This is a genomic window from Pseudomonas glycinis (assembly GCF_054871425.1).
On record NZ_JBTYHF010000006.1, the window covers coordinates 181,390 to 205,188 of the forward strand.

General features: G+C 61.5%; 20 protein-coding genes. 7 read left to right on the plus strand and 13 right to left on the minus strand.

Features of this window, described 5'->3' with window-relative positions; genetic code table 11:
- Positions 1 to 7 precede the first annotated feature (7 nt).
- The 10 genes from ACYSTU_RS16050 to ACYSTU_RS16095 are packed head-to-tail and all read right to left on the minus strand — an operon-like array spanning position 8 to position 10,998.
- Positions 8 to 1,144, minus strand: coding sequence for a glycosyltransferase (locus ACYSTU_RS16050; RefSeq protein WP_498999967.1), 1,137 nt, complete (start codon positions 1,142 to 1,144; stop codon positions 8 to 10).
- Complete coding sequence (locus ACYSTU_RS16055; protein WP_498999970.1) at positions 1,137 to 2,105, minus strand: glycosyltransferase; 969 nt, start codon at positions 2,103 to 2,105, stop codon at positions 1,137 to 1,139. The genes ACYSTU_RS16050 and ACYSTU_RS16055 overlap by 8 nt, the downstream gene beginning before the upstream one ends.
- Positions 2,102 to 3,469: an O-antigen ligase family protein gene (locus ACYSTU_RS16060; protein WP_498999973.1), complete on the minus strand. Its 1,368-nt coding sequence runs from the start codon at positions 3,467 to 3,469 to the stop codon at positions 2,102 to 2,104. Before ACYSTU_RS16060 ends, ACYSTU_RS16055 begins: the two co-directional genes overlap by 4 nt.
- Positions 3,466 to 4,557 (minus strand): glycosyltransferase family 4 protein, encoded by a 1,092-nt coding sequence (locus tag ACYSTU_RS16065; protein ID WP_498999975.1) that lies wholly within the window; start codon positions 4,555 to 4,557, stop codon positions 3,466 to 3,468. The genes ACYSTU_RS16060 and ACYSTU_RS16065 overlap by 4 nt, the downstream gene beginning before the upstream one ends.
- The gene (locus ACYSTU_RS16070; RefSeq protein ID WP_024012450.1) at positions 4,554 to 6,146 is read right to left on the minus strand and encodes a GumC family protein; all 1,593 of its coding nucleotides are present in this window, start codon (positions 6,144 to 6,146) and stop codon (positions 4,554 to 4,556) included. Before ACYSTU_RS16070 ends, ACYSTU_RS16065 begins: the two co-directional genes overlap by 4 nt.
- Before the next feature lie 16 nt (positions 6,147 to 6,162).
- On the minus strand, positions 6,163 to 7,185 hold the full coding sequence (locus ACYSTU_RS16075) for a polysaccharide biosynthesis/export family protein (protein ID WP_498999978.1): 1,023 nt from the start codon (positions 7,183 to 7,185) through the stop codon (positions 6,163 to 6,165).
- A gap of 21 nt (positions 7,186 to 7,206) precedes the next feature.
- The gene (locus ACYSTU_RS16080; RefSeq protein ID WP_024012451.1) at positions 7,207 to 7,854 is read right to left on the minus strand and encodes a CpsD/CapB family tyrosine-protein kinase; all 648 of its coding nucleotides are present in this window, start codon (positions 7,852 to 7,854) and stop codon (positions 7,207 to 7,209) included.
- Positions 7,854 to 8,600: a sugar transferase gene (locus ACYSTU_RS16085; protein ID WP_016774101.1), complete on the minus strand. Its 747-nt coding sequence runs from the start codon at positions 8,598 to 8,600 to the stop codon at positions 7,854 to 7,856. Before ACYSTU_RS16085 ends, ACYSTU_RS16080 begins: the two co-directional genes overlap by 1 nt.
- A gap of 14 nt (positions 8,601 to 8,614) precedes the next feature.
- Positions 8,615 to 9,649 (minus strand): NAD-dependent epimerase, encoded by a 1,035-nt coding sequence (locus ACYSTU_RS16090; RefSeq protein WP_498999983.1) that lies wholly within the window; start codon positions 9,647 to 9,649, stop codon positions 8,615 to 8,617.
- Entirely contained in the window at positions 9,646 to 10,998 is a 1,353-nt protein-coding gene (locus ACYSTU_RS16095) for a UDP-glucose dehydrogenase family protein (protein WP_016774103.1), read from the minus strand. The genes ACYSTU_RS16090 and ACYSTU_RS16095 overlap by 4 nt, the downstream gene beginning before the upstream one ends.
- A gap of 388 nt (positions 10,999 to 11,386) precedes the next feature.
- Here ACYSTU_RS16095 and ACYSTU_RS16100 point away from each other — a divergent pair, with 388 nt between their 5' ends.
- Positions 11,387 to 13,084 (plus strand): sulfatase-like hydrolase/transferase, encoded by a 1,698-nt coding sequence (locus tag ACYSTU_RS16100; protein ID WP_498999986.1) that lies wholly within the window; start codon positions 11,387 to 11,389, stop codon positions 13,082 to 13,084.
- A 140-nt stretch (positions 13,085 to 13,224) separates the two neighbouring features.
- Here ACYSTU_RS16100 and ACYSTU_RS16105 read toward each other — a convergent pair whose 3' ends face one another.
- Positions 13,225 to 14,244 (minus strand): AraC family transcriptional regulator, encoded by a 1,020-nt coding sequence (locus tag ACYSTU_RS16105; RefSeq protein WP_498999989.1) that lies wholly within the window; start codon positions 14,242 to 14,244, stop codon positions 13,225 to 13,227.
- Positions 14,241 to 15,185 carry a LysR family transcriptional regulator gene (locus ACYSTU_RS16110; RefSeq protein ID WP_498999991.1) on the minus strand — a complete coding sequence of 315 codons (945 nt, stop codon included), beginning with the start codon at positions 15,183 to 15,185 and terminating at the stop codon, positions 14,241 to 14,243. Before ACYSTU_RS16110 ends, ACYSTU_RS16105 begins: the two co-directional genes overlap by 4 nt.
- Before the next feature lie 97 nt (positions 15,186 to 15,282).
- Here ACYSTU_RS16110 and ACYSTU_RS16115 point away from each other — a divergent pair, with 97 nt between their 5' ends.
- Complete coding sequence (locus ACYSTU_RS16115; protein WP_498999993.1) at positions 15,283 to 16,134, plus strand: AraC family transcriptional regulator; 852 nt, start codon at positions 15,283 to 15,285, stop codon at positions 16,132 to 16,134.
- A gap of 220 nt (positions 16,135 to 16,354) precedes the next feature.
- On the opposite strand, the gene ACYSTU_RS16120 is transcribed toward ACYSTU_RS16115, so the two are convergent.
- Positions 16,355 to 18,328, minus strand: coding sequence for an alkyl/aryl-sulfatase (locus tag ACYSTU_RS16120; RefSeq protein WP_498999996.1), 1,974 nt, complete (start codon positions 18,326 to 18,328; stop codon positions 16,355 to 16,357).
- 139 nt (positions 18,329 to 18,467) lie between these two features.
- On the opposite strand from ACYSTU_RS16120, the gene ACYSTU_RS16125 reads away from it, so the two are divergent.
- The 5 genes from ACYSTU_RS16125 (at position 18,468) to ACYSTU_RS16145 (ending at position 23,777) form a co-directional block, all read left to right on the plus strand.
- Entirely contained in the window at positions 18,468 to 19,121 is a 654-nt protein-coding gene (locus tag ACYSTU_RS16125) for an ABC transporter ATP-binding protein (protein ID WP_498999999.1), read from the plus strand.
- Positions 19,121 to 21,589 (plus strand): ABC transporter permease, encoded by a 2,469-nt coding sequence (locus ACYSTU_RS16130; protein WP_499000002.1) that lies wholly within the window; start codon positions 19,121 to 19,123, stop codon positions 21,587 to 21,589. Before ACYSTU_RS16125 ends, ACYSTU_RS16130 begins: the two co-directional genes overlap by 1 nt.
- Positions 21,579 to 22,646 carry a lipocalin-like domain-containing protein gene (locus ACYSTU_RS16135; protein ID WP_499000004.1) on the plus strand — a complete coding sequence of 356 codons (1,068 nt, stop codon included), beginning with the start codon at positions 21,579 to 21,581 and terminating at the stop codon, positions 22,644 to 22,646. The genes ACYSTU_RS16130 and ACYSTU_RS16135 overlap by 11 nt, the downstream gene beginning before the upstream one ends.
- A gap of 676 nt (positions 22,647 to 23,322) precedes the next feature.
- Positions 23,323 to 23,565 carry a hypothetical protein gene (locus ACYSTU_RS16140; protein WP_016774112.1) on the plus strand — a complete coding sequence of 81 codons (243 nt, stop codon included), beginning with the start codon at positions 23,323 to 23,325 and terminating at the stop codon, positions 23,563 to 23,565.
- 11 nt (positions 23,566 to 23,576) lie between these two features.
- The gene (locus ACYSTU_RS16145; RefSeq protein ID WP_056784567.1) at positions 23,577 to 23,777 is read left to right on the plus strand and encodes a hypothetical protein; all 201 of its coding nucleotides are present in this window, start codon (positions 23,577 to 23,579) and stop codon (positions 23,775 to 23,777) included.
- The last annotated feature ends 22 nt before the right edge of the window (positions 23,778 to 23,799 follow it).

Genomic DNA, 23,799 nt, shown 5'->3' on the forward strand with positions numbered 1-23,799 from the left:
CGCCCTCTCAACGATTCTGGTCAGGATTCCACTGTGCGTACCGTTGCCCGCGCAGGAACTGCCACAGGCCGACGCTCATGCCTGCCAGCGTCACCAGCAGGAAGGCCGCGAGGCGGAACGGTTTCGGTAAACGGTGTTGCGAATCCAGCAGGCCTGCGATGGCAATCGAGTAGCCGATCAATTGCGCGACCAGGCTCAGGCGATAGAAACCGTGCTGGTTCCACAGCCAGAAATTGCTCAGCAGCAGCGGCAGCAACAGCACCGGCGCCAGTCGACGAATCAGTTTGTGGCTGATCAACGCGATCGAATACAGGCCGTGCTTGAAGGGATTGAGCAGTTCACGGCGTTGCGCCAGGCTCTGCAGGCCACCGACGGTGACCCGCTGGCGGCGACGCCATTGCTTGTCCGCTTCGTCGACGCCCTGATCGATCACCTGCGCCTCGGGCACGTAGACGATGCGTTTATGCGCCACCGGTGCGCATGTACTGATGAAGAAATCATCGTTGACCTCGGCCGGCACGGTCTGGAATAGCTCGCGGCGCAAGGCGAGGAGGGCGCCGTCGGCGGAGACCATGCAGCCGGTGCGATTCTCGACCCGGCGCAACCAGCCTTCGTAATGCCGATACAGGCTGTCGCCGATGCTCAGGCCGCCACCGGTAACCGGGATCACCATGTGCCCCGCGCAGGCGCCGACCTGCGGATCGCTCAACGGCGCGAGCAAGTGGCCGAGGGTATCGCGCGACCATTGGTTGTCGGCATCGGTGAACACCAGAATGTCGCCGCTGCTCAGGGCGGCGCCGGCATTCAGGGTGGCGGCTTTGCCCTGGCGCGGCAGGTCGAGCACGGTGATGCGCGGATCAATCACTTTGTGCGCGCAAGCCACGGTGTCATCGGTCGAACCGTCGCTGGCCAGAATGATCTGCAACGCGGCCGGATGATAGTCCTGAGCCAGCAGCGTGCGCAGCTTGTGCTCGATATGGCGTGCCTCGTTGTGCGCGGCGATCACGATGCTGACGTTCAGCGGCGGTGCGGGGGCATGTCGCCAGGCCGGGAACAGTGGCGCGAGCAAGGTGAGCAGCAGCGGATAGCCGATGTAGGCGTACGCTGGCAACAACAGGCACAGGCAAAAAATGAGTTCAGCCACGGGCAGGCCTCCTTGCATTCCAATGACACAGACCGAGAATCAATGCTGCGCTTGCCAAGTGCAGGCGCACCCAGTGCAGGCCCCAGAGCTGCAAGGTCAGGCTGAGGTTATGCTGGCGAATGCTTTGCCGCAGGCTGAGCAGCAGACTGGGCAGCAGGCCTGCCATCAGCAGCAGTAACGCCTGCTGCGCGTAGCCGCCCAGCAACGAAATAATCGCCAGAGCATCAAGCAGCCACACCAGTAACGAGAGCAGCGGAAACCGCAGCAGACGCAAGCTCATGCCGTGGGCCCGGACCAGTTGCAGATGACTGCCCTGACGCCACAGTTCCTTGCCGACCCACTCGCGCCAGGTCATTTCGTAGCCCCAATGCAGAGCGACGCTGGTATTGACCGACAGCAGGCGAGCACCGTGTCTGTGCAGGCGCAGGGTGTATTCCTTGTCCTCGCCGGTGCGCAGGGTTTCGTTGAATCCGCCGACCTTGTCGAACCACTGCTTGCGCATCAGCAGGTTGGCACTGGGCAGCCATTGCACAGTGCGCGTGGCGCGGCCCGACGGGCGCAAAGAGCGGCGCTGCCACGCGGCGGCGAACCATGGCGCGGCAGCAGGGGTGTGCAGGTCGAGGCCGAAGACGTCGCCCTGGTCGCCCGCAGCCAAAGCCAACATCTGCTTCAGCCAGTCTTCCGGCATCTCGATATCGGCATCAATGAACGCCAGCCATTCACCACAGGCAACCGTTGCGCCACGATTGCGCAAGGCGCCGATCAGCAGGCCGGGCAGCAGCAGAACCTGCGCGCCGAATGCGCGGGCAATCTGCGGCCCTTCGTCGGTGGAGCCGTTGTCGACGACGATCAGTTCACAGTCGATGTCGGCTGCGTGCGCGGCCTTGCTGGCGGCCAGCAGCGTTCGGCCAATGTGCCGGGCTTCGTTGTACATCGGAATGACAATGCTGATCCGGCTCATGCTTTGGCCTCCGTCAGCGCTGCCTGCTCGGCTTTCAGGCGCAGCACCCAGGTCAGCGCCAGCATGATCCACAGGTATTTCAGGTTCGGCGCACTGAGGAACATCAGGAACAGCGTCAATGACAGAAAGCTCATGCCCAGATGGGTAACCATGCTTGCGTGCTGCCACTCGCGCCGTTGCAGCCACGTGCGTCGTGCACGGATCAGGTTGTAGAAACCCTGCACCAGCATGCCGACAAACAGCAGGCCGGCGGGAATCCCCAGTTCGCTGAAGATCTCCAGATAAGTGTTATGCGCCCGGCGATACAGGTCGCCGATCTTGCGGTTGGCCGAGAACGCCTTGGCATAACCGGTGGTCGCGTAGTGCAGCGGGAAGGTGCCAGGGCCGGAGCCGAGCAGCGGATGCTCGCGAATGATCTGGCTGCCAACGACAATGTACGAGGCGCGACGGCCGAGGGATTCGTCCTGGGCCTTGGCCCCGGCGCTGAGGATGCTCAGCGATTGAATGCGTGCCAGATAACCGGCCGGCATCGCATAGATCGCCAAGGGCAGGATGATCGCCGCACCGAGCATGGCGAAGCCGAAATGCCGTGGACGAATGCGTGTCAACTGCTGGCGGTAGTGCCAGACCCCGATTGCCAGACTCAGCGCCAGTACCACCAGCCCTGAGCGCGACTCGGTTTTGGTCATGCCGCCGAGCAGCAACAGACAGCAGCCAGCCCAGAACAGACGATGCAGCAGGTTCGGGCTGCGAATCACCAGCAGCAGGCCCAGCGGCACGGCGAAAGCGATCAGCAGGGCAAAGGCATTCGGGTCTTCGAGCAGGCCGGCGGCGCGGCCCTTGTCCTGGAATCGGCTGGAAAACATCGCCATGGCGCAGGTCGCGCTGACACTGAGCGTGACCAGTCGGGCGAACAGATCCAGATTCAACTCACGGCCGATCAACAGGGTGATCACGAACAAGACCAGGCCCACGCTCAGTTCACGCAGATGAGTCTGCGACATGCCCAGATTGTCGCTGGCGAACAGGCTCAGCAGGTACAGCGCCATGAAACCGATCAGGTAACGCCACAGATTGCTGCGCAGGCGCTGCGACGGAATCTGGTGCAGCGCCAATTGCAGCATCACGATCACTGCCAGCGAGGCACCAATCAATTTGCTGCCCGACACTGAGCTGTCCTTGAAGAACCCTTCGAACGGCACCAGCGCGGCAATGCCGAGCAGGCCCCAGGTCGGCTTGCGGTACAGAACGGTGAAACCGACCAGACCAATCACCGCCCCCGGCGCCAGATACGGCCAGGGACTGGCCAGCAGACCGAGGCTGACCAGGGCGAACAGACTGACGATCGAGAGCGGGAAAATCATGCGCGTGTCTCCCGTGCCGTTTGGATGTACAGCTGCGACCAGCGTTCGGCCAAAGCCTTGAGGTCGTAGCGCTCCTGTTGGGTGCGTCTGGCGTTGTCGCGCAACTGCGCGGCCAGCTTCGGTTCGGCCAGCAGTGTGTCGAGCTGGCGGGCGAGGGCGGCGGTATCCGTCGGCGCCGCGAGCAGGCCGTTGTGGCGGTCCTGCAGGACATCAGGAATGCCGCCGACCGCGAACGCCACCACCGGCACGCCGGCCTGCATCGCTTCGAGCAGAATCATCGGCGTGCCCTCGGTGCGCGAGCTGATCACCAGCGCATCGAGTTGCTGCCACCAGCCTTGCATCGCCGTCTGGTAGCCCGGCAGGCGAATCCGCTGCTGCAACCCGGCAGCATCGATGCGCGCCTGCAAGGCCTCGCGTTCCGGGCCGTCGCCGAGCATCACTGCGTCCAGTTGCGGATGCTGGTGACACAACGCAATCAGCGCATCGAGAAACAGATCCGGGCCTTTTTCACTGCTCAACCGCCCGACGTAACCGGCCAGCCAGCGTTGCCGCTCTGCCAGCGGCGGCATCGCTGGCGCCGGTGGCAAACCGTTGGGAATCACCTGCAACTTCTCCGCGCTCACGCTGGCCTTCAGATGCAGCGTGGCGATGCTTTGTGCCACGCAAACCACCCGTTTCACCGACGCCGTGCGGCACAGTTGCAGGCTCAGCCAGGTGTAGAACTTCTGTTTGCGACTGCGCGGCGTGAAGCCGTGCTGGGTGATCACCAGCGGCAGGCGCAACAGCGTGGCGCCGACCCAGCCGAACAACAGCCCTTTGAAGTTGTGGGTGTTGAGCAATGGTTGGTCGCCACGGCGCTGACGCAAGTGCCGCAGCAATTCGCCGAGCCCGGCACAAGCGCGAGCGTCCACCCCGGCTTCACGAAAGCGCGCGATCAGTTCTGGCGGCGCGTCGAGGAACAGCACCTGGTGCTGCCCCGGCGTGGCCAGGCAATGATCCAGCAACATCCGCTCGGCCCCGTAGAAGCCGCCGCTGCTGAGCAAATGAATGATCGGCAGGGCGACGATTGGGGTGGACACCGCGTTCAATTGCGCACCCAGTGAACCAGGCTCGGCATGGTCCAGTTCTTGTGCGGATTGCCCGGCTGCGACGTTTCTTCGTTGAGCACCAACAACACTGGCACGCCCAGTTCATGGCTGATTTGCGCCGGATGCTTGAAGCGATGGTCGAAGAACTCACGCACATAGACGAACGCGATTGCCAGCAGCAGCCCGGTGAACAGCCCGAATGGAATGATCAGCATCGGCTTGGGAAAAGCCGCTTCGGTCGGCTCGAACGGTGGACTCAATACCCGGGCGTTGGACAAGTCGTTGTCCAAAGCTCGTGTCGTGCTGCTTTCGGCAAAGCGTTGCGCATAGGTGGAAAACGCTGCGTGCAAGGCGCCGATCTCGGTGTCCATCTGGCGCAGCTTGCTTTGGGTCTGCTGCAACTGATGGATGCGATTCTTGAACTCGGCAATGCGCGCGGTTTTCTGCTCGATGACCTGGCTCACCACCGACAGGTCGATCGTGCGCTCCTGGATGCGGTTGTTGACCACTTTGAGGAACTGTTGGCGGGTGCGGGCAATTTGCTCGCGGGCCAGCAACATCGGCTCGCTGCCAGGCTGGAATACCGCCAGGTCATTCATATAGCGGCTGACCTGAGTGGTCAGCGCCTCGCCCATCTGCCTGATCTCGCGGTCCTCGAAGGCAATGTTGTCCACCGTCGTGGTGAAGGTGAACGGGAAGGTGTAGTCGTTGAGCTTGTTGGTGTTGGCGGCGGCCAGGCTGGTTTTCAGGTAATCGAGCCAGCGTTGGCTCTGCAGCAAGCGATCGCGATACAGGTTGAGTGCCTGCTCTTCGGTGTTGATCGCGTTGAGGCGAAAGGTGATTTCCTCTTTCGGGTCGGAAGAACCGACGCTTTCCAGCAGGCTCAGCCGCGCGCCTTCAAGACCATCGAGCCGCACCTGATACTGATGCTTCTTGGTTTCGTAGAACGAATGCGGCAGCTCGATCGACTGCAACGCCTGACGATCGACCAGATAGTTCTGCAGCAACGCGGCAACAAACGTTGTGCCCTGGGCCGGATCGGGGAAGCTATAGACGATCGAGATCACATTGGAACCCGGCAGGGTTTCGATCTTCAGGTTGTCGATGGCGTCCTGGGTCAAACCGTCCAGTGCCGTGTCGCGCACCGGATCGGTTTGCATGCCCAGCCCATCACGCAGCGGATTGATCACGTATTCGCGCAGCGGCGTGCTGACGTAACGCTTGAACGGCTCGCCCGCCAGCTTGCTGAGCATCCCCGGCGGCGGGTTGTACTGACCCATGTCGCGCAGTTCGCTGATGGTCTGACGGATCAGCGCCGGCGAACGGAGGATGTTGCTTTCGGTTTCCATGTCCGCCAGCGACGGCGGAATGAAGGTGGCGCTGTCCTGGGTCAGCGAGGTGGTCGCATCGCCCTGAGACAGCTTTTTCGACTGCACGATGACCTGCGCGGTGATATCGAAGCTCTGTTTGAGCAGCAACGGCAGGAGCAGGGCGATCACTGCAAAGGTCAGGAAGATGCGCTTCACCGTTTGCTTGTTGGCGAAGAAAATCCTGAAGAACTCGTGCAGGTAATTTTCTTTTGGGTTCATGTCGGTCACCTGAGAGTCAGTTGTCACTGCCTTTGTTGTCGACGCGGTAGCCGAAGCTGAAACCGACGCCCTGGAACAGCACCACATCAGCCAGTTGGCGGGCGAGTTCGCCGGCGCTGGCCAGTTTGGTTTTTGGCACGTAGAGCATGTCGTCCGGTTGCAGGTAAGCGATTTGCGGGGCATCGCCGGACAGGGCTTTTTCGACGTCGTAGCGCACCGCTTTCACCTGATTGCCGTTGCGCCGCATGATCACCACCGAATCCAGCCGCGCCTTGACGTTGGTACCGCGCGCCAGGGTCAGCGCCTCGAGCACCGACACCGGCCGGCGTATCGGATACGAGCCCGGTTGTGCGACTTCACCCAGCACGTAGATCTCGTTGCCGGCGGTGGACTTGAGCAGCACGTCCACAGTCATCCGGCCCGGCAGTTGCGCGTACTTTTTGTTGAGGAAGGTTTCCAGTTGATTGACGGTCATGCCTTGCAGCGGCACGGCGCCGATTTCCGGAAAACTCGCGTAACCGTCAGTGCCGACGGTGATCTCCCGGCTCATGCCGGTGGCCGGGTGATTGAGGGCGCTTTTCAGGTTCTGCTCGTTGCTCAGCGGGCTGATGATCTGCACGGTGAGCTGATTGCGGTTGGGCTGGAACAGCTGTTTGCGCTGATAGACGCGCTGGATTTCCTGACGGGCTTCTTCGCTGGTCAGCCCGGCGATTTTCACCGAGGTGTTGGCGCCTGGCAGTTCGATGGTGCCGTCGGGCAGCACCAGTTGATTGCCGTTGAGCTGGCTGGCGGCGGTGAAATTCAGGCCGATCTGGTCGCCCGATTGCACGCGGTAGGCGTCCGAGCCGCTGGTGCTGATATGGAAGATCACGTCCAGCACATCCTGCGGGCGCAGGGTCTGCTCGATCTTCGGCATATCGGTCGCCTGGGCGTTGGCCGGGGAAGCGGTGAGAATATTCACCGGCATGTTCTGGGTGTCGGAAGTGCTGGAGCAGCCCGCAAGCGGCAGCAACAGCAGGACAAGCATTCTGGCGTTCATGGCGTCATCCTTTGCGTTCGCTTACAGGTTTTTGTAAAGCCATTTGGGCATGTAGTACTTGCGCCGGTTGAACACGCTGCCGACCACTTTCGCCCCGGCCTGAGTCAGGCGTTGCACAGCGGCCTGGGCGACTTCCCAGCGGGTGTCTTCGGCGCGCACGACAAACACCACGCCGTCGACCTGAGTGCTGATGACCAGGGTGTCGGCGGCGGAATACACCGCGTCGCCGTCGATCACCACAAAGCGGTACTGGCTGCCCAACTGGTCGAGCAACGGGCTCAGGCGCTCGGCGGTCAGGTGTTCCAGCGTGCGGATCGGCCGGCCGTTGGGCAGCACATGGAAGGGCAGGCTCGAGACCTGCACCACGCAGTCCTGCAACAGCGGCGGGTTGCCCGGGTTGAACAGCAGGTCGCGCAGGCCGCGCTCCTTGCCGAGGTTCATCTGCTGGGTGAGGTTGTTCGCCGACTGGCTGGCATCGACCAGCAGCACCTGGCCGCTGCTCATCTGCGCCAGTTGACTGGCCAGTGCCAGCGCGCTGGTGGTGGTGCCGGCGCCGGGGTTGGCGGCGGTCAGGAACAGAATGCGCAGATCGAGATCCAGCACGGTCGAAGTCAGATTCGATTCGCTGGGGCTGGCGATGCTCAGGCTTTTATTGGTTGAACCGTCCATTAGCTTGCTCCGTGGCCGCTGAATACTTTGAAGGGGGTTTTCAACAGAATCTTCAGATCAAGCAGAAGGCTCTGCTCGGCGATGTAGCTGAGGTCCAACTCAACGCGCTGGTCGAAGTCGATGTTGCTGCGTCCGGAGATCTGCCACAGACCGGTCATGCCGGGGTAGATCGCCAGACGCGCGAGGTGATTGTCCTTGTAGCGGTAAGCGTTGAACGAGGTCGGGCGAGGGCCGACCAGGCGCATGTCGCCGGTCACCACGTTGATCAGATTCGGCAGCTCATCGAGGCTGGTGCGCCGCAGAAAACTGCCGATGCCGGTGACGCGCGGGTCCTTGTCGATCTTGAAGTCGATGGCGTCTGCCCCGTGCTTGTTCAGATGGCGCAGCGACTCTTTGAGTTCTTCGGCGTTGCTGACCATGGTGCGGAACTTGAACATGCCGAACTTGCGCCCGCGATAACCGGTGCGTTTCTGCACGAACAGCACCGGCCCCGGGCTGGTGAGCTTGATGGCCAGGGCCAGGCCCAGCAGCACTGGCGAGATCAGCACGAGAATCGTCAGCGCGCCGAGGCAGGCGACCACCCGGTTGGTCCGCGACAGCTGCCATGGGCGGCCACCATCGCGGCCGCTGAGCCAGCCGCGACCCTGACGGTGGATCGCCGCGTCCAGGCGCATGCGATGTTCCGGGTCGACGCGCTTGTCAGGGCGCATCTGTGCAATCGACACACTTCTTTCATGTCCAGTCATGGCGTCCTCCGCATTCAATCAGCCGCAAGCGGCGCACGGGCAGTGGGGTAGTAGTCGCGGAACCAGGCGATGAAGCGGCCCAGTCCTTCATCCAGTTCTATCCGGGGCTGGAATCCGGTGGCCTGGGCCAGATCGCTGGCCTCGGCGCAGGTGTTGAGCACGTCGCCCGGTTGCAGTGGCAGCAGCTCGACAATGGCTTGCTGATCGAGATGTTTTTCCATCAGCGCGAGGTAGGTTTTCAGCGTGACCGGCTGCTGCCCGCCGATGTTGAACAGGCGCCACGGCGCCATGCTGCTGGCGGGGTCGGGCTGCTCGCGATCCCACTGCGGATTGGCTTGCGGTGGCTGATCGATGAGGCGAGCGATGCTTTCGATGATGTCGTCGATGTAGGTGAAATCGCGCTGATGCTCGCCGTAATTGAACAGCTTCAGCGGCTCGCCTTCGCTGATCGCCCGGGCGAACTGGATCGGCGACATGTCCGGCCGGCCCCAAGGCCCGTACACGGTGAAAAAACGCAGGCCGGTGCAGGGAATGCCGAACAGATGGCTGTAACTGTGCGCCATCAGTTCATTGGCTTTTTTGGTCGCGGCGTACAGCGACAGCGGATGGTTGACGCCATCCTTGACCGAGTAAGGCGTGTGCTGATTGGCGCCGTACACCGAACTCGACGAGGCGTAGATCAAGTGCTCGACCGGGTGATGCCGGCAGCTCTCGAGAATGTTCAGGAAACCGTTGAGGTTGCTGTCCAGATACGCCCGTGGATTGTCCAGCGAATAACGCACCCCGGCCTGCGCGGCGAGGTGGATCACCACTTGTGGCAGCTCGCGGGCAAACAGCGCATCGATCGCCGAAGCGTGGGCCAGATCCACCGTGGCCAGCGGAAAATCGCCAACCTGCTCGCGCACCCACTGCACGCGGTCGTGCTTGAGCTGCGGGTCGTAGTAGTGGTTGAAATTGTCCAGGCCGACCACCGAATGCCCGTCGCGCAGCAAGCGCAGGACGCAATGGGCACCAATGAAACCGGCGGCACCGGTCACCAGAATCTTCATGGCCGCAGACCTTCAGGGGCGATGTGGCGCAGGCCGATGCCGCTGTAATGCAGGCCGGCGGCGGCAACCTGTTCCGGGTTGTACAGGTTGCGCCCATCGATGATCACCTTCGAACGCAGTTTCTCGGCGAGCAGCTCGAAATCGACTACGCGGAAGTTTTTCCACTCGGTGCAGATCACCAGCGCGTCGGCGTCTTCGAGGGTGTCGTCGCGGGTCGCGCACAGGTGGAGGTCGTTGCGGTAGCCGTAGATGCGCCGGCACTCGGACATGGCTTCCGGATCATAAGCCTGCACGCTGGCGCCTTCGGCCCACAATGCATCCATCAGATAACGGCTCGGGGCTTCGCGCATGTCGTCGGTGTTCGGTTTGAACGCCAGGCCCCAGACGGCGATGGATTTGCCGGCCAGGCCTTGCGGGAACTGCGCGCGCAATTTGCTGAACAGGATGTGCCGCTGGCTGTCGTTGACGTCGGTGACGCTGCGCAGCAGTTTCAATGGCATGCCGTTGTGTTCGGCGGTGTGCAGCAGGGCGCGCAGATCCTTGGGAAAGCACGAGCCACCGAAGCCGCAGCCCGGATAGATGAAGTGGTAGCCGATACGCGGGTCGGAACCGATGCCTTTGCGCACCGCTTCGATGTCGGCGCCGAGCAGTTCGGTGAGGTTGGCCAGTTCGTTCATGAAACTGATGCGGGTGGCGAGCATCGCGTTGGCCGCGTACTTGGTCAGCTCGGCGCTGCGGTTGTCCATGAACATCAGTTTTTCGTGGTTGCGGCAGAACGGCGCGTACAGCTCGCTCATCTGCTCGCGGGCAGCGTCATCGCGGGTGCCGATGATGATCCGGTCCGGGCGCATGCAGTCGGCGAGGGCGCTGCCTTCCTTGAGAAATTCCGGGTTGGATACCACGCGCACCTGCAGCTCGGTTTTGCCGCGCAACAGCAATTCGCTGGTGGCCGTGGCCAGGACTTGATCGGCAGTCCCGACCGGCACCGTGGATTTGATGATCAGCGTGCGATCGGCCTCCATCAGGCCGGCAATTTGCCGGGCGACGTTGAGCACATGGCTGAGGTCGGCAGAGCCGTCTTCGTCCGCCGGGGTGCCGACGGCGATGAAAATCAGCTCGGCGTGAGTCACCGCATCACTGGCCTGAGTGCTGAACAACAAGCGCCCGGCCTTGATGTTTTCTTCAAGTGTTGCGGACAGGCCTGGTTCACTGATGGGCGGCACCGCTTGTTGCAGTTGTTTGATCTTGTTCGGATCAATATCAATGCATAAAACCCGATGGCCGACATCGGCAAGTGCAGCGGCTTGTATAAGTCCGACATAGCCAGTGCCAAATACGCTCACGTCCATCTGCGCACCTCAATAAAACCAGAAAAGTTAATTACGGATGAGATTGTTAAAGGGGTATAGCGCAGGGTTTGGAAAGCGTGTCAGCAAAATGACATGTTGCACGGGTATAACACTTGAGGCGTTTTTGGCGATTGGCCATCAAGTCATTGCTGCCATTGAATTTGTTGATTTCTTGCAGATTTGTTCAGATTCTATTTAACCGACAGACGGTCTAAGTCCCCGAAATCAAAGGCTTTAATCGCTACAGGTGTGTCAGATTTGAGTCACCGTTTTTTTGACGCTTTATCCGGCTATCAGTCATTTCTTGCGCTTTGATGGCCGGGTGCTAGTGTCAGGTTCTGACCGACAAAGCTTTGACAACCTCCCATTTCGGACGGCCGGTATCGCCATGTTCAAATACGCCAAGGAACTGCTTTTAGTTGCCTATCTATTGCTCTTTTCCGACTATTACCTTGGTCGGTTAAATGCTATCGGGTGGGGTTTGAATGTACTTGTTTTTGGCGCGATGTTTTTGGCGCTTACTTTTGCTTTATATCTAACTGCCTATATACGTCAGGCTCTCGTTCGACATGCATTCGCATTAACGATGTTTGCCGCAGCGGTTTTTTTTGATGTTTACACACGGGTTACCGCGGATTACCTGAGGTACAGCGATTTCGTTTCGCTGGTGTACTCCGGCGGCTTCATTCAGGAAGCGGCCTATCAGTATCGCGATGCGATCCTGCGCGCGGTGCTCAGTGGCTTGCTGCTGTTGTTCGGCATCGGACTCAAGCCGCGTCATGCGCTGTTCATACCCAACACGTTGCGGGTAGCGGCTCCGGTCATCGGCGTGTTGATGCTCAGCGCTTTGCTGTTTTTACGTGCGGGTGAGGGCGCACGTGGGTTGCCGATCATGTACACGCCGCTGGCCTACCTGAACCTGTTTGCCTACGAGGCGCTGCACGATACCGTTGGCCCCCGTGAAGCGGTGACGCTTGCGCGCGCCACGCCCGCCGTCGGCCATGACATTGTGCTGATCATTGACGAAAGCATTTCCGGCAATTACCTCGACATCAACGCGCCGTTCGGCGTGCACAGCAACCTCAAGCAAGCGCCGGCCGGGGTCGACGTCTTCAACTTCGGTTATGCCGCGTCCATTGCCAACTGCAGCGCCGACACCAACGTCACCTTGCGCTACGGCGGCACCCGCGCCGACTACAGACGCATCAACAGCACGTTGCCGTCGATCTGGCAGTACGCGAAAAAGGCCGGGCTCGGCACGGTCTACATCGACGCTCAGCGCACGGCCGGCAATTTGCAGAACCTGATGACCGCCGCCGAGAAAAACGACATCGACAGTTTCGTGCAATTCGACCAGACCAGCGTGCGCGACCGCGACATGGCGGCAGCGGCGAAGCTGATTGAACTGCTCAACGACAATCGCCCCGAGCTGATCGTGATCAACAAGGTCGGCGCGCATTTTCCGGTGCATGACAAATACCCGGACGCGTTCATGGCCTACCGGCCGACGCTGCCCCGCGGACAGTTCACCGAAGTCGCCGACACTGGCGAACGCAACGGTTTCAACGGCCAGCCGGATGACTGGGTGCTGTATCGCAACGCCTACAAGAACACGCTGTTGTGGAACGTCGGCGAGTTCTTCGCCCGGGTGTTTGCCCAGGCCAACCTGAACAACGCGCTGCTGATCTACACCTCCGATCATGGCCAGGATCTGCATGAGCGCGGCAACCCGGGCTTGAATACCCATTGCGGCGGCGACCCGGTGGAAGAGGAGGGGTTGGTGCCGCTGGTGGTGATCCAGGGTCGTGGATTGCAGGCGCCGGACTGGGCGGCGAATCTGCCGGCAAACAAGGACCGCTCCAGCCACTACAACATCTTCCCGACACTGTTGCAGGTGATGGGCTACGACTTGGGCGCGATCGAAGCGGTGTATGGCAAACCGCTGAGCGTGCCGACGGCGGATGAGTTCACTTTCAACTACCGCTTCAATGCGCGGTTGGGCGCCAAGCCTGAGTGGAAGCATATTGATCTGGGCAGCATCGTTACGCCTGAGCGGGCGCCGGCGAGTGTGGCTGCGGGGCAGTGAGTTTCGGGTCGCTCGGGCGGGCCTCTTCGCTGGCAAGCCAGCTCCCACAGGGTTCGAGGTTGTTCACAAATCCTGTGTCAGCACTGGCCTCTGTGGGAGCTGGCTTGCCAGCGATGGGGCCAGCACTGACACCAGCCAATTCAAAGCTTCAGCCACCGCGCCCGATACTCCCCAGGCGCGCACCCCAGCCAGCGCGCGAAAGCCCGGTTGAATCCCTGCACATCGCTGTAACCCAACCGATCCGCCACTTCGACCAGCTCCAGCGCCCCGGACTGCAACAGGTCCTCGGCCCGATAGCGCCGATGCTCATCGAGCAGTTCGCTGAAAGTCCAGCCCAACGCCTTCAAGCGCCTTGCCGCCGTGCGCTCAAGCACATGCTGTGTAGCACAGAACTGCTGCCAATCCGCTGAAGCCAGCTCTTCGATCAGATAATCGCTTAGCTGTCCGAGCAAGGTCGATTCACTGTGGCGGCGGGTCTGCTCCAGCAGATCGACAAGCGTTGTTTCCAATGCCGGATTGCCCGGTGTCAACGGCATCACGAACAGCTGAGGATCCAGATAAATCGCCGCCCATGACTGCTCTGCGCTCACCGGGGTGCGCAATGCCGATTGATGCTGCTCGCGGCTTGCCGATGCCAGTGCCACACCCAGCACCGGATCACCGGGCACGCCGCTGGCGAGCAACTTGCGCCGCACCAGACTGCACAGGCTGACGAGGATGTAGTCGGTCAGCGCCGCCGGAGCACCAAGACTGCCGGCTTCGACCAAGCGCAGTGTTACGCCGCCATCTTCACGCAGGATTTGCACACGGAAGTGTCCGTTGAAAAACGCAAAGTACTCGGCGAAAAACTCACAGGCACGTTCCAGCGACACGGCGACATCGAACAGATAGGTCAGTCCATTGGTGGCCGTCGAAGCGAAGCGTTCACCCGCCGCCAGACCGATCAGTGGATCGCCGCTCTGTTCCACGGCAAACCCCCAGAAGCGCCGCGACATCAGCAGCGGCATGCGCGTGAACGGCGTGCGCAGATCGAACAGGCTGCGGCGCAGTTGTGCTTCGATTGCGCCTTGGCTGATGCCGCGCGCGAGCAATTCTTCAATGGCCGGCAGCAGGGTCGGCGCGTAAAAAGCGTTGACGGGTTGCGGATGGATTTTGCTCATGTTGTGCGCGCGTCTCCCGTCGCTCCGTTAGCCGCCAGCAAACGCTGATCGACGCTGAGGATCGCCTCGATCATCGCCCGCGCTGCTGGCGTCAGGGTAAAACCGGCGCGGCTGACGATGCCATAACCCAGTTGCAGCGCCGGCTCGTCATGGGGGACGTCGACAAAGTCGAGCAGCTCGATCAGGCCGCGATCAAGTTGTTCACGCAAGGCCTCAAGCGTGGCCAGCCCCACCGCGTCGGAGCGCAGCACTACGCGCTGGATCGCGTCAAATTGTGCGCACTCGACGCTCGGGGTGAAGTCCGGCTCACCGAGGATATCGGCGAGCACCTTGCGGATCATCGGTGGAATGCGCGTGCCGACGATCGGGTAATCGAGCAGGGCGCGCAATCGCAGGTCTCGTTGCGCGAGGAGCGGATGGCCGGCGCGACAGAAAAACCGTCCCGGCCGCGTGCGCAGCAGGTGCACCTGATACTGCGGATCGCTGACAAAGTGCCGCGCGTCCGCGACGAAAAACTCGATCTGCTGCTCGCGCAACCACAGCGTCAATTGCTGCCAGTCGCCCTGATGAAACCGCGTGCGAATCGCCGGATGCGCATCAATGAAGTCGGCCAGCGCTTCCGGCACCAGCACCTGCGCCGGATACGGACCGCAACCGAATTGCAGTTCGCCGCCGGTGAGGCCGTTGTATTGCGTCAATTCGTTGTGCAGCGCCTGACTGCCAGCGAGCAGGCGCCGCGCATGTTGCAGCACCAGCTCGCCTTGCCCGGTCAAGCGAAATTCGCGGCTGCTGCGCTCGACCAGCTCGCAGTCAAGGTCACGCTCCAGAGTCTGGATGCTGCGGCTGAACGCCGGTTGACTGAGGTTGATCGCCTCGGCGGCGCGACCGAAGTTGCGGTAATCAGCGAGGGCGACCAAATGGCGAAGCTGGCGAAGATCCATCATGCGTCTCCTGCATTTTGCGGATACTTTTAATGCATTGGATCGATAGCACGTCCGCTGGCATAAGTACACGCCTGTTCTTCGATGGCACGCCTTCATGTCTCAGTCTCTGTTCGCCTCCAGCGCCTTTACCCGCACGATTCTCGCGCATGCTCGCCAGTCCGGACTGTGCCCGCAACGCTTGATGGCGCGCGTCGGGATCTGCCCGTCAGTGCTCGCCGGGCAGCATCAATTGATCGCCGCACAAGCGGTTGAACAGTTGTGGCGTGAGTGTGAATGGTCAGGGGTAGCGCCGACGTTTGGCTGTGAACTGGCCGACGGGATGGCGACCGATTGCCTGCAAGGACTGAATATTCTGCTCGACTCGTCCGCGACCTTGCGGGCCAGTCTGAAGTGCTTCATCGACTGCTTGCCAAGGGTGATCAATTACGTTGCGGTGGAGTTGGTCGAGGCAGGCGACGTGGCTCGTTTGCGCCTGCGTTCGCAGCAGGGGCATTTGCATCATTTCGCTCTGGATGCGGCAGTGATAACGCTGGTGCGCAACATTGCCCGTCGATTGGGCGGGGCGCCTGGAGATTTGTTTGTGAGTGTCAGCCTGCGCCCGGCGCAATTGGCCGGTGGCTGGCTGCGTAGAGTGGGTATCGCGGTGGAGCAGGGCGAACATCTGTGCCTGACCTTGCCGCGCTCCAGGCTCGATCAGGCCTTGCTGGGCGCCAACCCGTTTCTGTACCAGAGCATGCTGCGTCACTGGCACGCTGCAACTTGCGCACCTGCGCGCGAGGACAATCTGACAATGGCGCGGCACTGGCTGACGGCGGGTGATCAACCGATCGAACGGATAGCTGAGCGGCTGGGTTATCGCCAGCCGAGCAACTTTATCCGCGCGTTTCGCAAACAGTTCGGGATTACGCCGAAGCAGTTTCGGTTGAATCCGGGGCAGGTTTGTTGAAAGCAGGGATTGAGGTGATTGATCGTTATTGAGGGTGCCAACAAGATTTACCCCCTCACCCCAGCCCTCTCCCCCAAGGGGGCGAGGGGGAAAGGGAGCCGATCTTCATGGCGTTCGGAATCTGAGTTCAACTCGGTATCCCACGTCGGCGTATCTCGTACATGCAACTCGGTCGGTCCCCTCTCCCTTTGGGAGAGGGCTAGGGTGAGGGGCTTTTGACTTACGGCGTGACGATATTGAACTGCGGCCCGAACGTATCCAGGCTGCCCATCAATAATCCGAATTTCTGAGCATTGCCCTGCAACTTCACCAGTCCTTTTTGCATCGCCGTCGGGAAGTCCAATTGTTTCAGGCTGATCTTCTCCAGCGTATCGCGGCTCAGGCTGACGCTCGCATCCGCCGCCGGATTCAGACCGGCGCGATGAGTCAGCACGCCATTGCGCAGGGTCAGGGTGAAATCCCTTTGCACATCGTCGAACGTCCAGTTCAGCGTCAGGTCATGGGCCACGGCTTTGTCGCTGTCCAGGCGTACCGCGAGGTAATCGAAGAACATTTCCGGACTCATCGCCCGGACCATATCCACCGACACGGTATTGGCTGACTGCGGCGGCACGCCGTTGCGCAGTTCCATCGCACCGGTCAGGTACATGTTGCGCCAGGTGGCGTTCTCGCTTTGATAGCCCAACTGTTCCAGCGTCTCGGCTTGAGCGTTGCGGGCATCCGCGTTGTCCGGATCGGCGAACAGCAACTGGTTGCCCAACTGCGCGGCCCAGCGGTAGTCAGCGCTGGCCATCGCACTGCGCATTTTCTCCAGCACCGACGCGGCACCGCCCATGGCCTCGACCGAGCGTTTAGCCGCATCGACCGGGGGCAGCGGATTGAGGTTGGCCGGGTTGCCGTCGTAGAAACCCATGTAGCGCTGATACACCGCGCGCGTATTGAAACTCAGCGAGCCGTAATAGCCACGGGTGTACCACTTCTGATCGAGCGAGCCGGGCAGCTTCTTGATTGCTTCGGCAATTTCCAGCGGCGTCAGGCCCTGGTTGAGCAAGTGCAGGGTGCGGTCGTTGATGAACGCGTACATGTCACGCTGATCGGCGAGCAGAGTACGAATCCGCTCGCCACCCCAGGTCGGCCAGTTGTGCTGAGCGAACAGCACGTCGGCCTTGTCACCGTAGCGCATGAGGCTGTCGTCGAGGTATTGCGACCAGGCTTTGGCGTCACGCACCTGCGCGCCGCGCGGGGTGAGGATGTTGTGCATCATCTGCGTGGCGTTTTCGGCCATGCACAGGGCTTTCAACTCCGGTAGATAAAGGTTCATTTCCGCTGGCGCTTCGGTGCCCGGGGTCAGCTGGAATTCGACTTGCAGGCCAGCGATGGTGCGGGTTTCCAACGGCTCGGCAATCAGATCGGTAGGCGCGATCAGTGTGACCGTGCCACCGCTGGGCGCACTCTTGCCGAGGCCGGCATCGACCTGACCTTTTTCACTGCGCGGCAACAGGCTGCCGAACTGGTACTGCGCGCGGCGGCTCATGGCGTTGCCGGCCATGACGTTCTCGCTCATCACGTGTTCCATGAAGCCGACCGGCGCGTAGACCTTGACCTTGCCGGACTTGACGTCGGCCTCGTCGATCACCCCGCGCACGCCGCCGAAATGATCGACATGGGTGTGGCTGTAGATCACCGCGACGACCGGTTTGCGCGGGCGATTGGCGTAGTACAGATCCAGCGCCGTCCTGGCGGTTTCGGCCATGGTCAGCGGATCGATGATGATCAGCCCGTCGTCACCTTCGATGATGGTCATGTTGGCCAGGTCGAGGCCGCGCACCTGATACAGCTTGGGGCTGACCTCGAACAGACCGGCGTGGGCATTGAGCTGGGCCAGTCGCCACAGGCTTGGATTGACCGATTCCGGCGCCTTGTCTTTGGCGAGGAAATCATAGGCATTGACGTTCCAGATGACTTTGCCGGCAGCGTCCTTGATCTGACCCTTGAAGGGTGCGATCAGGCCTTTGCTGACGGATTCGAAATCGGTGCGGTCGCTGAAAGGCAGGGTTTGCAGTACGGCAGCGTTGCTTGCGGCGGTTTGCACGCTCGGCGCCACCGGACCGTCAGCAGCGAGCAACGGCTGGCTCAGGCAAGTGGTGATCAGGCAGGTCAGCAGGCCACGCGGGCTCAGGATGAAACGGGGCATGGGTGTCTCCGGTTTTATTATCGTTATGGCCGAACAGCCAGCAGCTTAAGGCGCGGCGCTGGGTTGACGATGATCATCAGCGGACAAAAACCATTCAGGGCCGCTATCCTAGGCCCAGGTTCACTGATCGGGTTTGCCCATGCTTGAGGTTCGCGACGTTTTCAAAAGCTATGCCACGCCACAGGGATTGTTGCCGGTGCTGCAAGGCGTCGACCTGACGCTGGAGGCCGGTGGCAGCCTCGCGCTGATGGGCGAATCGGGCAGTGGCAAAAGCACGCTGCTGCATCTGGTGGCGGGGCTGGACAAGGTCGACAGCGGCAGCATTCGCAGCGGCGAACATCGCTTGGAAGCCATGAGCGAAGCGCAACTGGCGAACTGGCGGCGCACGGAAATCGGTCTGGTGTTTCAGCAGTTCAACCTGATCGGCAGCCTGCGCGTGGAAGACAACCTGGCCTTTCAGGCGCGCCTCGCCGGGCGCCATGAGCCGCGCTGGCAAGCGCATCTGGTGCAGCGCCTGGGTCTGGGCGATCTGCTCTTGCGGTATCCCGAGCAACTCTCTGGCGGCCAGCAGCAGCGGGTCGCATTGGGCCGGGCATTGGCCTCGCAGCCGAAACTGCTGTTGGCCGATGAACCCACCGGCAGCCTCGATGAAGCGACCAGCGATGAGGTGCTGCGGCTGTTGCTGGAATTGCTCGATGACACGCCGACGACTTTGTTGATGGTCACTCACAGTCAGCGCGTTGCGGCGCGTTTGGCTCAGCGTGTGGTGTTGTCGAACGGACGGGTCGCCTGATGATCTGGCGGCAAACCCTGCGCGCGCTGCTCAGCCACTGGCGGCGCCATCCCGTGCAGTTTTTCAGTGTGCTGACCGGGCTGTGGTTGGCCACCAGTCTGCTCACTGGCGTCGAGGCGCTGAACAGTCAGGCGCGCGACAGCTACGCGCGGGCCAGCCAGATGATCGGCGGTGAACCACAGGCCAGCCTGAGCACGCCAAATGGGGCACTGTTTCCCCAGCGCTGGTTTATCGAATTGCGCCGTCAGGGCTGGCCGGTGTCGCCGGTGTTGCAGGGCCGGCTGACGCTCAAGGGCCACGAAGACCAGCGGATTCAGGTGATGGGCATCGAGCCGGTGTCGCTGCCGTCGGATTCCGCGGTAGCCGGGCAGGCGATGCCGATCGAGCGCATCGTCGAATTTTTCAGCCCGCCGGGCAGCACCTGGATTTCCCCGGACACGATGCAAATGCTCGGCTTGCGCGAAGGCGATACACCGCAAACCGTGAACGGCCAGACCCTGCCGCCGCTGCTCGCGCAGAAGGACATGGCGCCGGGCCTGTTACTGGTCGACATCGGCGCAGCGCAAAGACTGCTCGACCAACCCGAGCAATTGTCGCGACTGCTGCTGCCCAAGGACTTTCATCAAGAATTACCAGCGAGTTTCACCGATCGCTTGCAGCTCAAAAGCAGCGGCGAAGAAAACAATCTCGCGCGGCTGACCGAGAGCTTTCACCTCAATCTTGATGCCCTTGGATTTTTGTCATTTCTGGTCGGCCTGTTCATCGTCCACGCTGCCATCGGCCTCGCTCTGGAACAGCGCCGAGGCTTGCTGCGCACGTTGCGTGCCTGTGGCGTCAGTGCACGAATGCTGATCGCGTGTCTGGTGGTTGAACTGGGTGTGCTGGCGCTAATCGGCGGGTTGTTCGGTGTGATCAGCGGCTATTGGCTGGCCAGCGTGCTGCTGCCGGACGTCGCCGCGAGCCTGCGCGGTCTGTATGGCGCGGAAGTGGCGGGGCAGTTGCGTTTGAGCCCCTGGTGGTGGTTCAGCGGCATCGGTCTGAGTCTGCTCGGCGCGTTGCTGGCCGGTGCCAACAGTCTGTTGCGGGCGGCGCGCCTGCCGTTGCTGGCGGTGGCCGATCCGCAGGCGTGGCATCAACAGTATTCGCGCTGGTTGCGCCGACAGGGTTGGCTGGCGACAGCGCTGCTGATGATTGCGCTGGCGGCGCTGATCTGGGGCGACAGCCTGAGCAGCGGTTTCGTGCTGATGGCCGGGCTGTTGCTCGGTGCCGCGCTGGCCTTGCCGGTGTTGCTCAGCGCGTTGTTGAACCCGTTGCTCGGGCGCAGTCGTTCGGTGCTCGGCCAGTGGTTTCTCGCCGACTGCCGCCAGCAACTGCCAGCCCTGAGTCTGGCGCTGATGGCGCTGCTGTTGGCGCTCGCCGCCAATATCGGCGCCGGCAGCATGACCGCCGGTTTTCGGCAGACCTTCAACGACTGGCTCGAACAACGCCTGAGCGCCGAGCTGTACATCAACCCGGCCAATCCGGCGCAGGCCCGCGAGATGCACAGTTGGCTCAGGCAGCAGCCCAACGTGACCGCTGTGCTGCCCAACTGGCAGGTTTCGGTGACGCTGCAAGGCTGGCCGGCCGATGTCTACGGCATCATCGACCCCTCCTACTATCGCCAGCATTGGCCGTTGCTCGACAGCAGTGGCAGCGATCCGTGGGGCAAACTGGCCACGGATGATGCGGTGATGCTCAGTGAACAACTGGCACGACGCCTGAAAGTGAAGCCGGGCGAGCATCTGAACATTCCCACGCCAAACGGCACGTGGTCGCCGCGCATCGTCGGCATCTACGCCGACTATGGCAATCCGAAGGGGCACGTGCTGATCAGCAGTGAGCACCTGCTGCGCGGATGGCCGCAACTCACGCCGAACCGCTTCAATTTGCGTATCGATCCAGCGCATATTCCCGCGCTGCTCAACGCCTTGCAGGCGCGTTTTGCGCTGGATGACAACCGCATCGTCGATCAGGCGCGGCTCAAGGGCTGGTCGGTGCAGGTCTTCGAACGCACCTTTGCCGCGACGGCCGCCTTGAACAGCCTGACCTTGGCGGTGGCGGGTGTGGCGCTGTTCATCAGTCTGCTGACCCAGAGCCAGAGTCGCCTCAGTCAACTCGCACCGCTGTGGGCGCTGGGCGTGACGCGCAAACAATTGATGCTGCTCAATCTCGGCCAGACCTGGCTGCTCGCCGTATTGACGTTGCTGTTGGCGCTGCCGCTGGGCATTGCTTTGGCATGGTGCCTGGATGCAGTGATCAATGTGCAGGCATTCGGCTGGCGCTTGCCGTTGCGGGTGTTCCCGTTGCAGTTGTTGCAACTGATGGGCCTGGCCTTGCTGGCGACTCTGTTGGCTTCGGCATGGCCGCTGTATTCGCTGTACCGCACACAACCGGCGGACTTGCTGAGGACGTTTGCCCATGAGGACTAAATGGGTCGTGCTGATGATTGCGCTGCTGCTCGGTGGCTGCGATCAGCCTGCACCCGAGGAAAAGGGCTTTGCCGGCATGGGCGATCAGGCACAATCGTTCACCCCGGTTGTGCCCGGTCGGGTGTTCAGTTTTCCGGCCGATCACGGCGCGCATGATGGTTTTCGCATTGAATGGTGGTACGTCACCGCCAACCTCAAGGACCAACAGGGCAATGATTTCGGCGTGCAATGGACGCTGTTTCGCAGCGCCCTGAAACCGGTTGCCGAGCAAGCCGGGTGGGGCAATCAAACAATCTGGCTGGGCCATGCGGCGGTCACCTCGCGCTCGGTGCACCACGCCGCCGAGCGCTACGCCCGGGGCGGAGTAGGCCAGGCCGGCGTGCGCCTGGCGCCGTTCGAGGCGTGGATCGATGACTGGATGTTTGCCAGTCAGGCGCAGGATCCGTTGCTCGATATGCAACTCAGTGCTCGTGACAAGAATTTCGCTTATCAACTGCGCCTCACCTCCAGCCGCCCGCTGGTGCTGCAAGGCGACAACGGTTTCAGCCAGAAATCCGAAGAAGGCCAGGCGTCGTATTACTACAGCCAGCCGTTTTTTCAGGCCAGCGGCACGCTGCAGATCGATGGCCAGACCCACAGCGTCAGCGGCCCGGCGTGGCTCGATCGCGAGTGGAGCAGTCAGCCACTCACCGCCAATCAGACGGGCTGGGACTGGTTCTCGCTGCATCTGGACAGCGGCGAACACGTGATGCTTTATCGCATGCGGCAGAAGGACGGCGCGCCTTATCTGACCGGCACCTGGATCGCCGCTGACGGGCAGATTCAGACATTGCACAGCGAGCAGATCAGCCTCGTTCCCCAGGATACGGCCAAGGTGGCTGATCGACCGATGCCGGTGAAATGGTCGATCCGCATTCCCGACAAGCAACTCGATATCAGCGTTGATGCGCTCAATCGCAATGCCTGGATGGATTTGCGTATTCCGTATTGGGAGGGGCCGGTGAAGATCAATGGCAGCCATCCTGGCCAGGGTTATCTGGAAATGACCGGGTATTAACGGTAGGTGCAGTTTCCCTGTGGGAGCGAGCTTGCTCGCGAAGGCTTTTTGTCGAGCGATGATTTGTTCTGCTTGACCGGGTACATATCCGTTGCTGCGGTAACGGCTGCTTAGGGTTTCGCCCTTACGGCGACTTACTTTTTTACAAGCGCCCCAAAAAAAGTAAGCAAAAAACGCTAGCTCCTACGTTCGGCCCTCGCAGGCTCGGGTTCCTTCGCTGCGGGATCGATCCGGGCGCAGCGGCTACGGTTTGCTTCGCTGCACCTCCTTGGGCTGTGTCTGGCTTCGCCAGACGGTCGCTGCGCTCCCACGCCCGGATCAATCCCTCCACTCAGCCTTCCGACGTCGCCGGTGGATCAAGATCAAGATCAAGAGCAGGCGAGCTGACACTCGGCCTATAGGTGAACGTGGGACTGTAGGAGCTGCCGAAGGCTGCGATCTTTTGCTTTTGCTTTTGCTTTTGCTCTTGCTCTTGCTCTTGCTCTTGCTCTTGTAGGAGTGAGCCTGCTCGCGATAGCTATCTCAAAAACACCGATGAATTACAGCCTAACCCCAATCCCTGTGGGAGCTGGCTTGCCAGCGATGGCGTCAGCAAGGTCGCCACTAATCAAACCGCTCGGAACTCTCCCTTCGCCAAAAGGCTCTACCCAGAAACCCGCCATTTTCGGACTCACCCATGAGCGACGACGTGCAACTCCCAGACCTCAACACCTGGCAACGCCTGTTCGACGATCAGACGCTTTGGCAGCAATCGCCCGACGCCCACTATTTCGATCTGCAGCGCATCGCCGATGACCTGCTCGGCCAAGGCGCGATTGATCTTGAGCAATGGCAGTTGTTGCGCGCCAAAGCCGATGATCTGCACAAGCAGTCACCCGAGGTCAACGTCGCCCGCGAACTCGACGATCCCGAAGCCTGAGGACTTCTGCCATGAATACCACCAGCAACCAGAACGACAACCCCGACGAACCACGCCCGGCCGGCGAAACCGAACGCGATAACGACGCCCTGCGCCCGACCGATCCCAAGCAGCGGCAGGACAGCGGCAAGGGCACGCCGAGTGGCGAATCCACCGCGCAAGAGACCGCCAAGCCACACACCCGAGGGCCACAAACCCAAGTCAAGCCCTGAACAGCGTCTATGCTCACTGGCA

What these genes read in the sequence shown, in the direction of transcription:
- ACYSTU_RS16055 (WP_498999970.1), bottom strand. Translation starts at nt 2,105, where the DNA reads ATGAGCCGGATCAGCATTGTCATTCCGATGTACAACGAAGCCCGGCAC.
- ACYSTU_RS16060 (WP_498999973.1), bottom strand. Translation starts at nt 3,469, where the DNA reads ATGATTTTCCCGCTCTCGATCGTCAGTCTGTTCGCCCTGGTCAGCCTC.
- ACYSTU_RS16070 (WP_024012450.1), bottom strand. Translation starts at nt 6,146, where the DNA reads ATGAACCCAAAAGAAAATTACCTGCACGAGTTCTTCAGGATTTTCTTC.
- ACYSTU_RS16075 (WP_498999978.1), bottom strand. Translation starts at nt 7,185, where the DNA reads ATGAACGCCAGAATGCTTGTCCTGCTGTTGCTGCCGCTTGCGGGCTGC.
- ACYSTU_RS16080 (WP_024012451.1), bottom strand. Translation starts at nt 7,854, where the DNA reads ATGGACGGTTCAACCAATAAAAGCCTGAGCATCGCCAGCCCCAGCGAA.
- ACYSTU_RS16085 (WP_016774101.1), bottom strand. Translation starts at nt 8,600, where the DNA reads ATGACTGGACATGAAAGAAGTGTGTCGATTGCACAGATGCGCCCTGAC.
- ACYSTU_RS16090 (WP_498999983.1), bottom strand. Translation starts at nt 9,649, where the DNA reads ATGAAGATTCTGGTGACCGGTGCCGCCGGTTTCATTGGTGCCCATTGC.
- ACYSTU_RS16095 (WP_016774103.1), bottom strand. Translation starts at nt 10,998, where the DNA reads ATGGACGTGAGCGTATTTGGCACTGGCTATGTCGGACTTATACAAGCC.
- ACYSTU_RS16100 (WP_498999986.1), top strand. Translation starts at nt 11,387, where the DNA reads ATGTTCAAATACGCCAAGGAACTGCTTTTAGTTGCCTATCTATTGCTC.
- ACYSTU_RS16105 (WP_498999989.1), bottom strand. Translation starts at nt 14,244, where the DNA reads ATGAGCAAAATCCATCCGCAACCCGTCAACGCTTTTTACGCGCCGACC.
- ACYSTU_RS16110 (WP_498999991.1), bottom strand. Translation starts at nt 15,185, where the DNA reads ATGGATCTTCGCCAGCTTCGCCATTTGGTCGCCCTCGCTGATTACCGC.
- ACYSTU_RS16115 (WP_498999993.1), top strand. Translation starts at nt 15,283, where the DNA reads ATGTCTCAGTCTCTGTTCGCCTCCAGCGCCTTTACCCGCACGATTCTC.
- ACYSTU_RS16120 (WP_498999996.1), bottom strand. Translation starts at nt 18,328, where the DNA reads ATGCCCCGTTTCATCCTGAGCCCGCGTGGCCTGCTGACCTGCCTGATC.
- ACYSTU_RS16125 (WP_498999999.1), top strand. Translation starts at nt 18,468, where the DNA reads ATGCTTGAGGTTCGCGACGTTTTCAAAAGCTATGCCACGCCACAGGGA.
- ACYSTU_RS16130 (WP_499000002.1), top strand. Translation starts at nt 19,121, where the DNA reads ATGATCTGGCGGCAAACCCTGCGCGCGCTGCTCAGCCACTGGCGGCGC.
- ACYSTU_RS16135 (WP_499000004.1), top strand. Translation starts at nt 21,579, where the DNA reads ATGAGGACTAAATGGGTCGTGCTGATGATTGCGCTGCTGCTCGGTGGC.
- ACYSTU_RS16140 (WP_016774112.1), top strand. Translation starts at nt 23,323, where the DNA reads ATGAGCGACGACGTGCAACTCCCAGACCTCAACACCTGGCAACGCCTG.
- ACYSTU_RS16145 (WP_056784567.1), top strand. Translation starts at nt 23,577, where the DNA reads ATGAATACCACCAGCAACCAGAACGACAACCCCGACGAACCACGCCCG.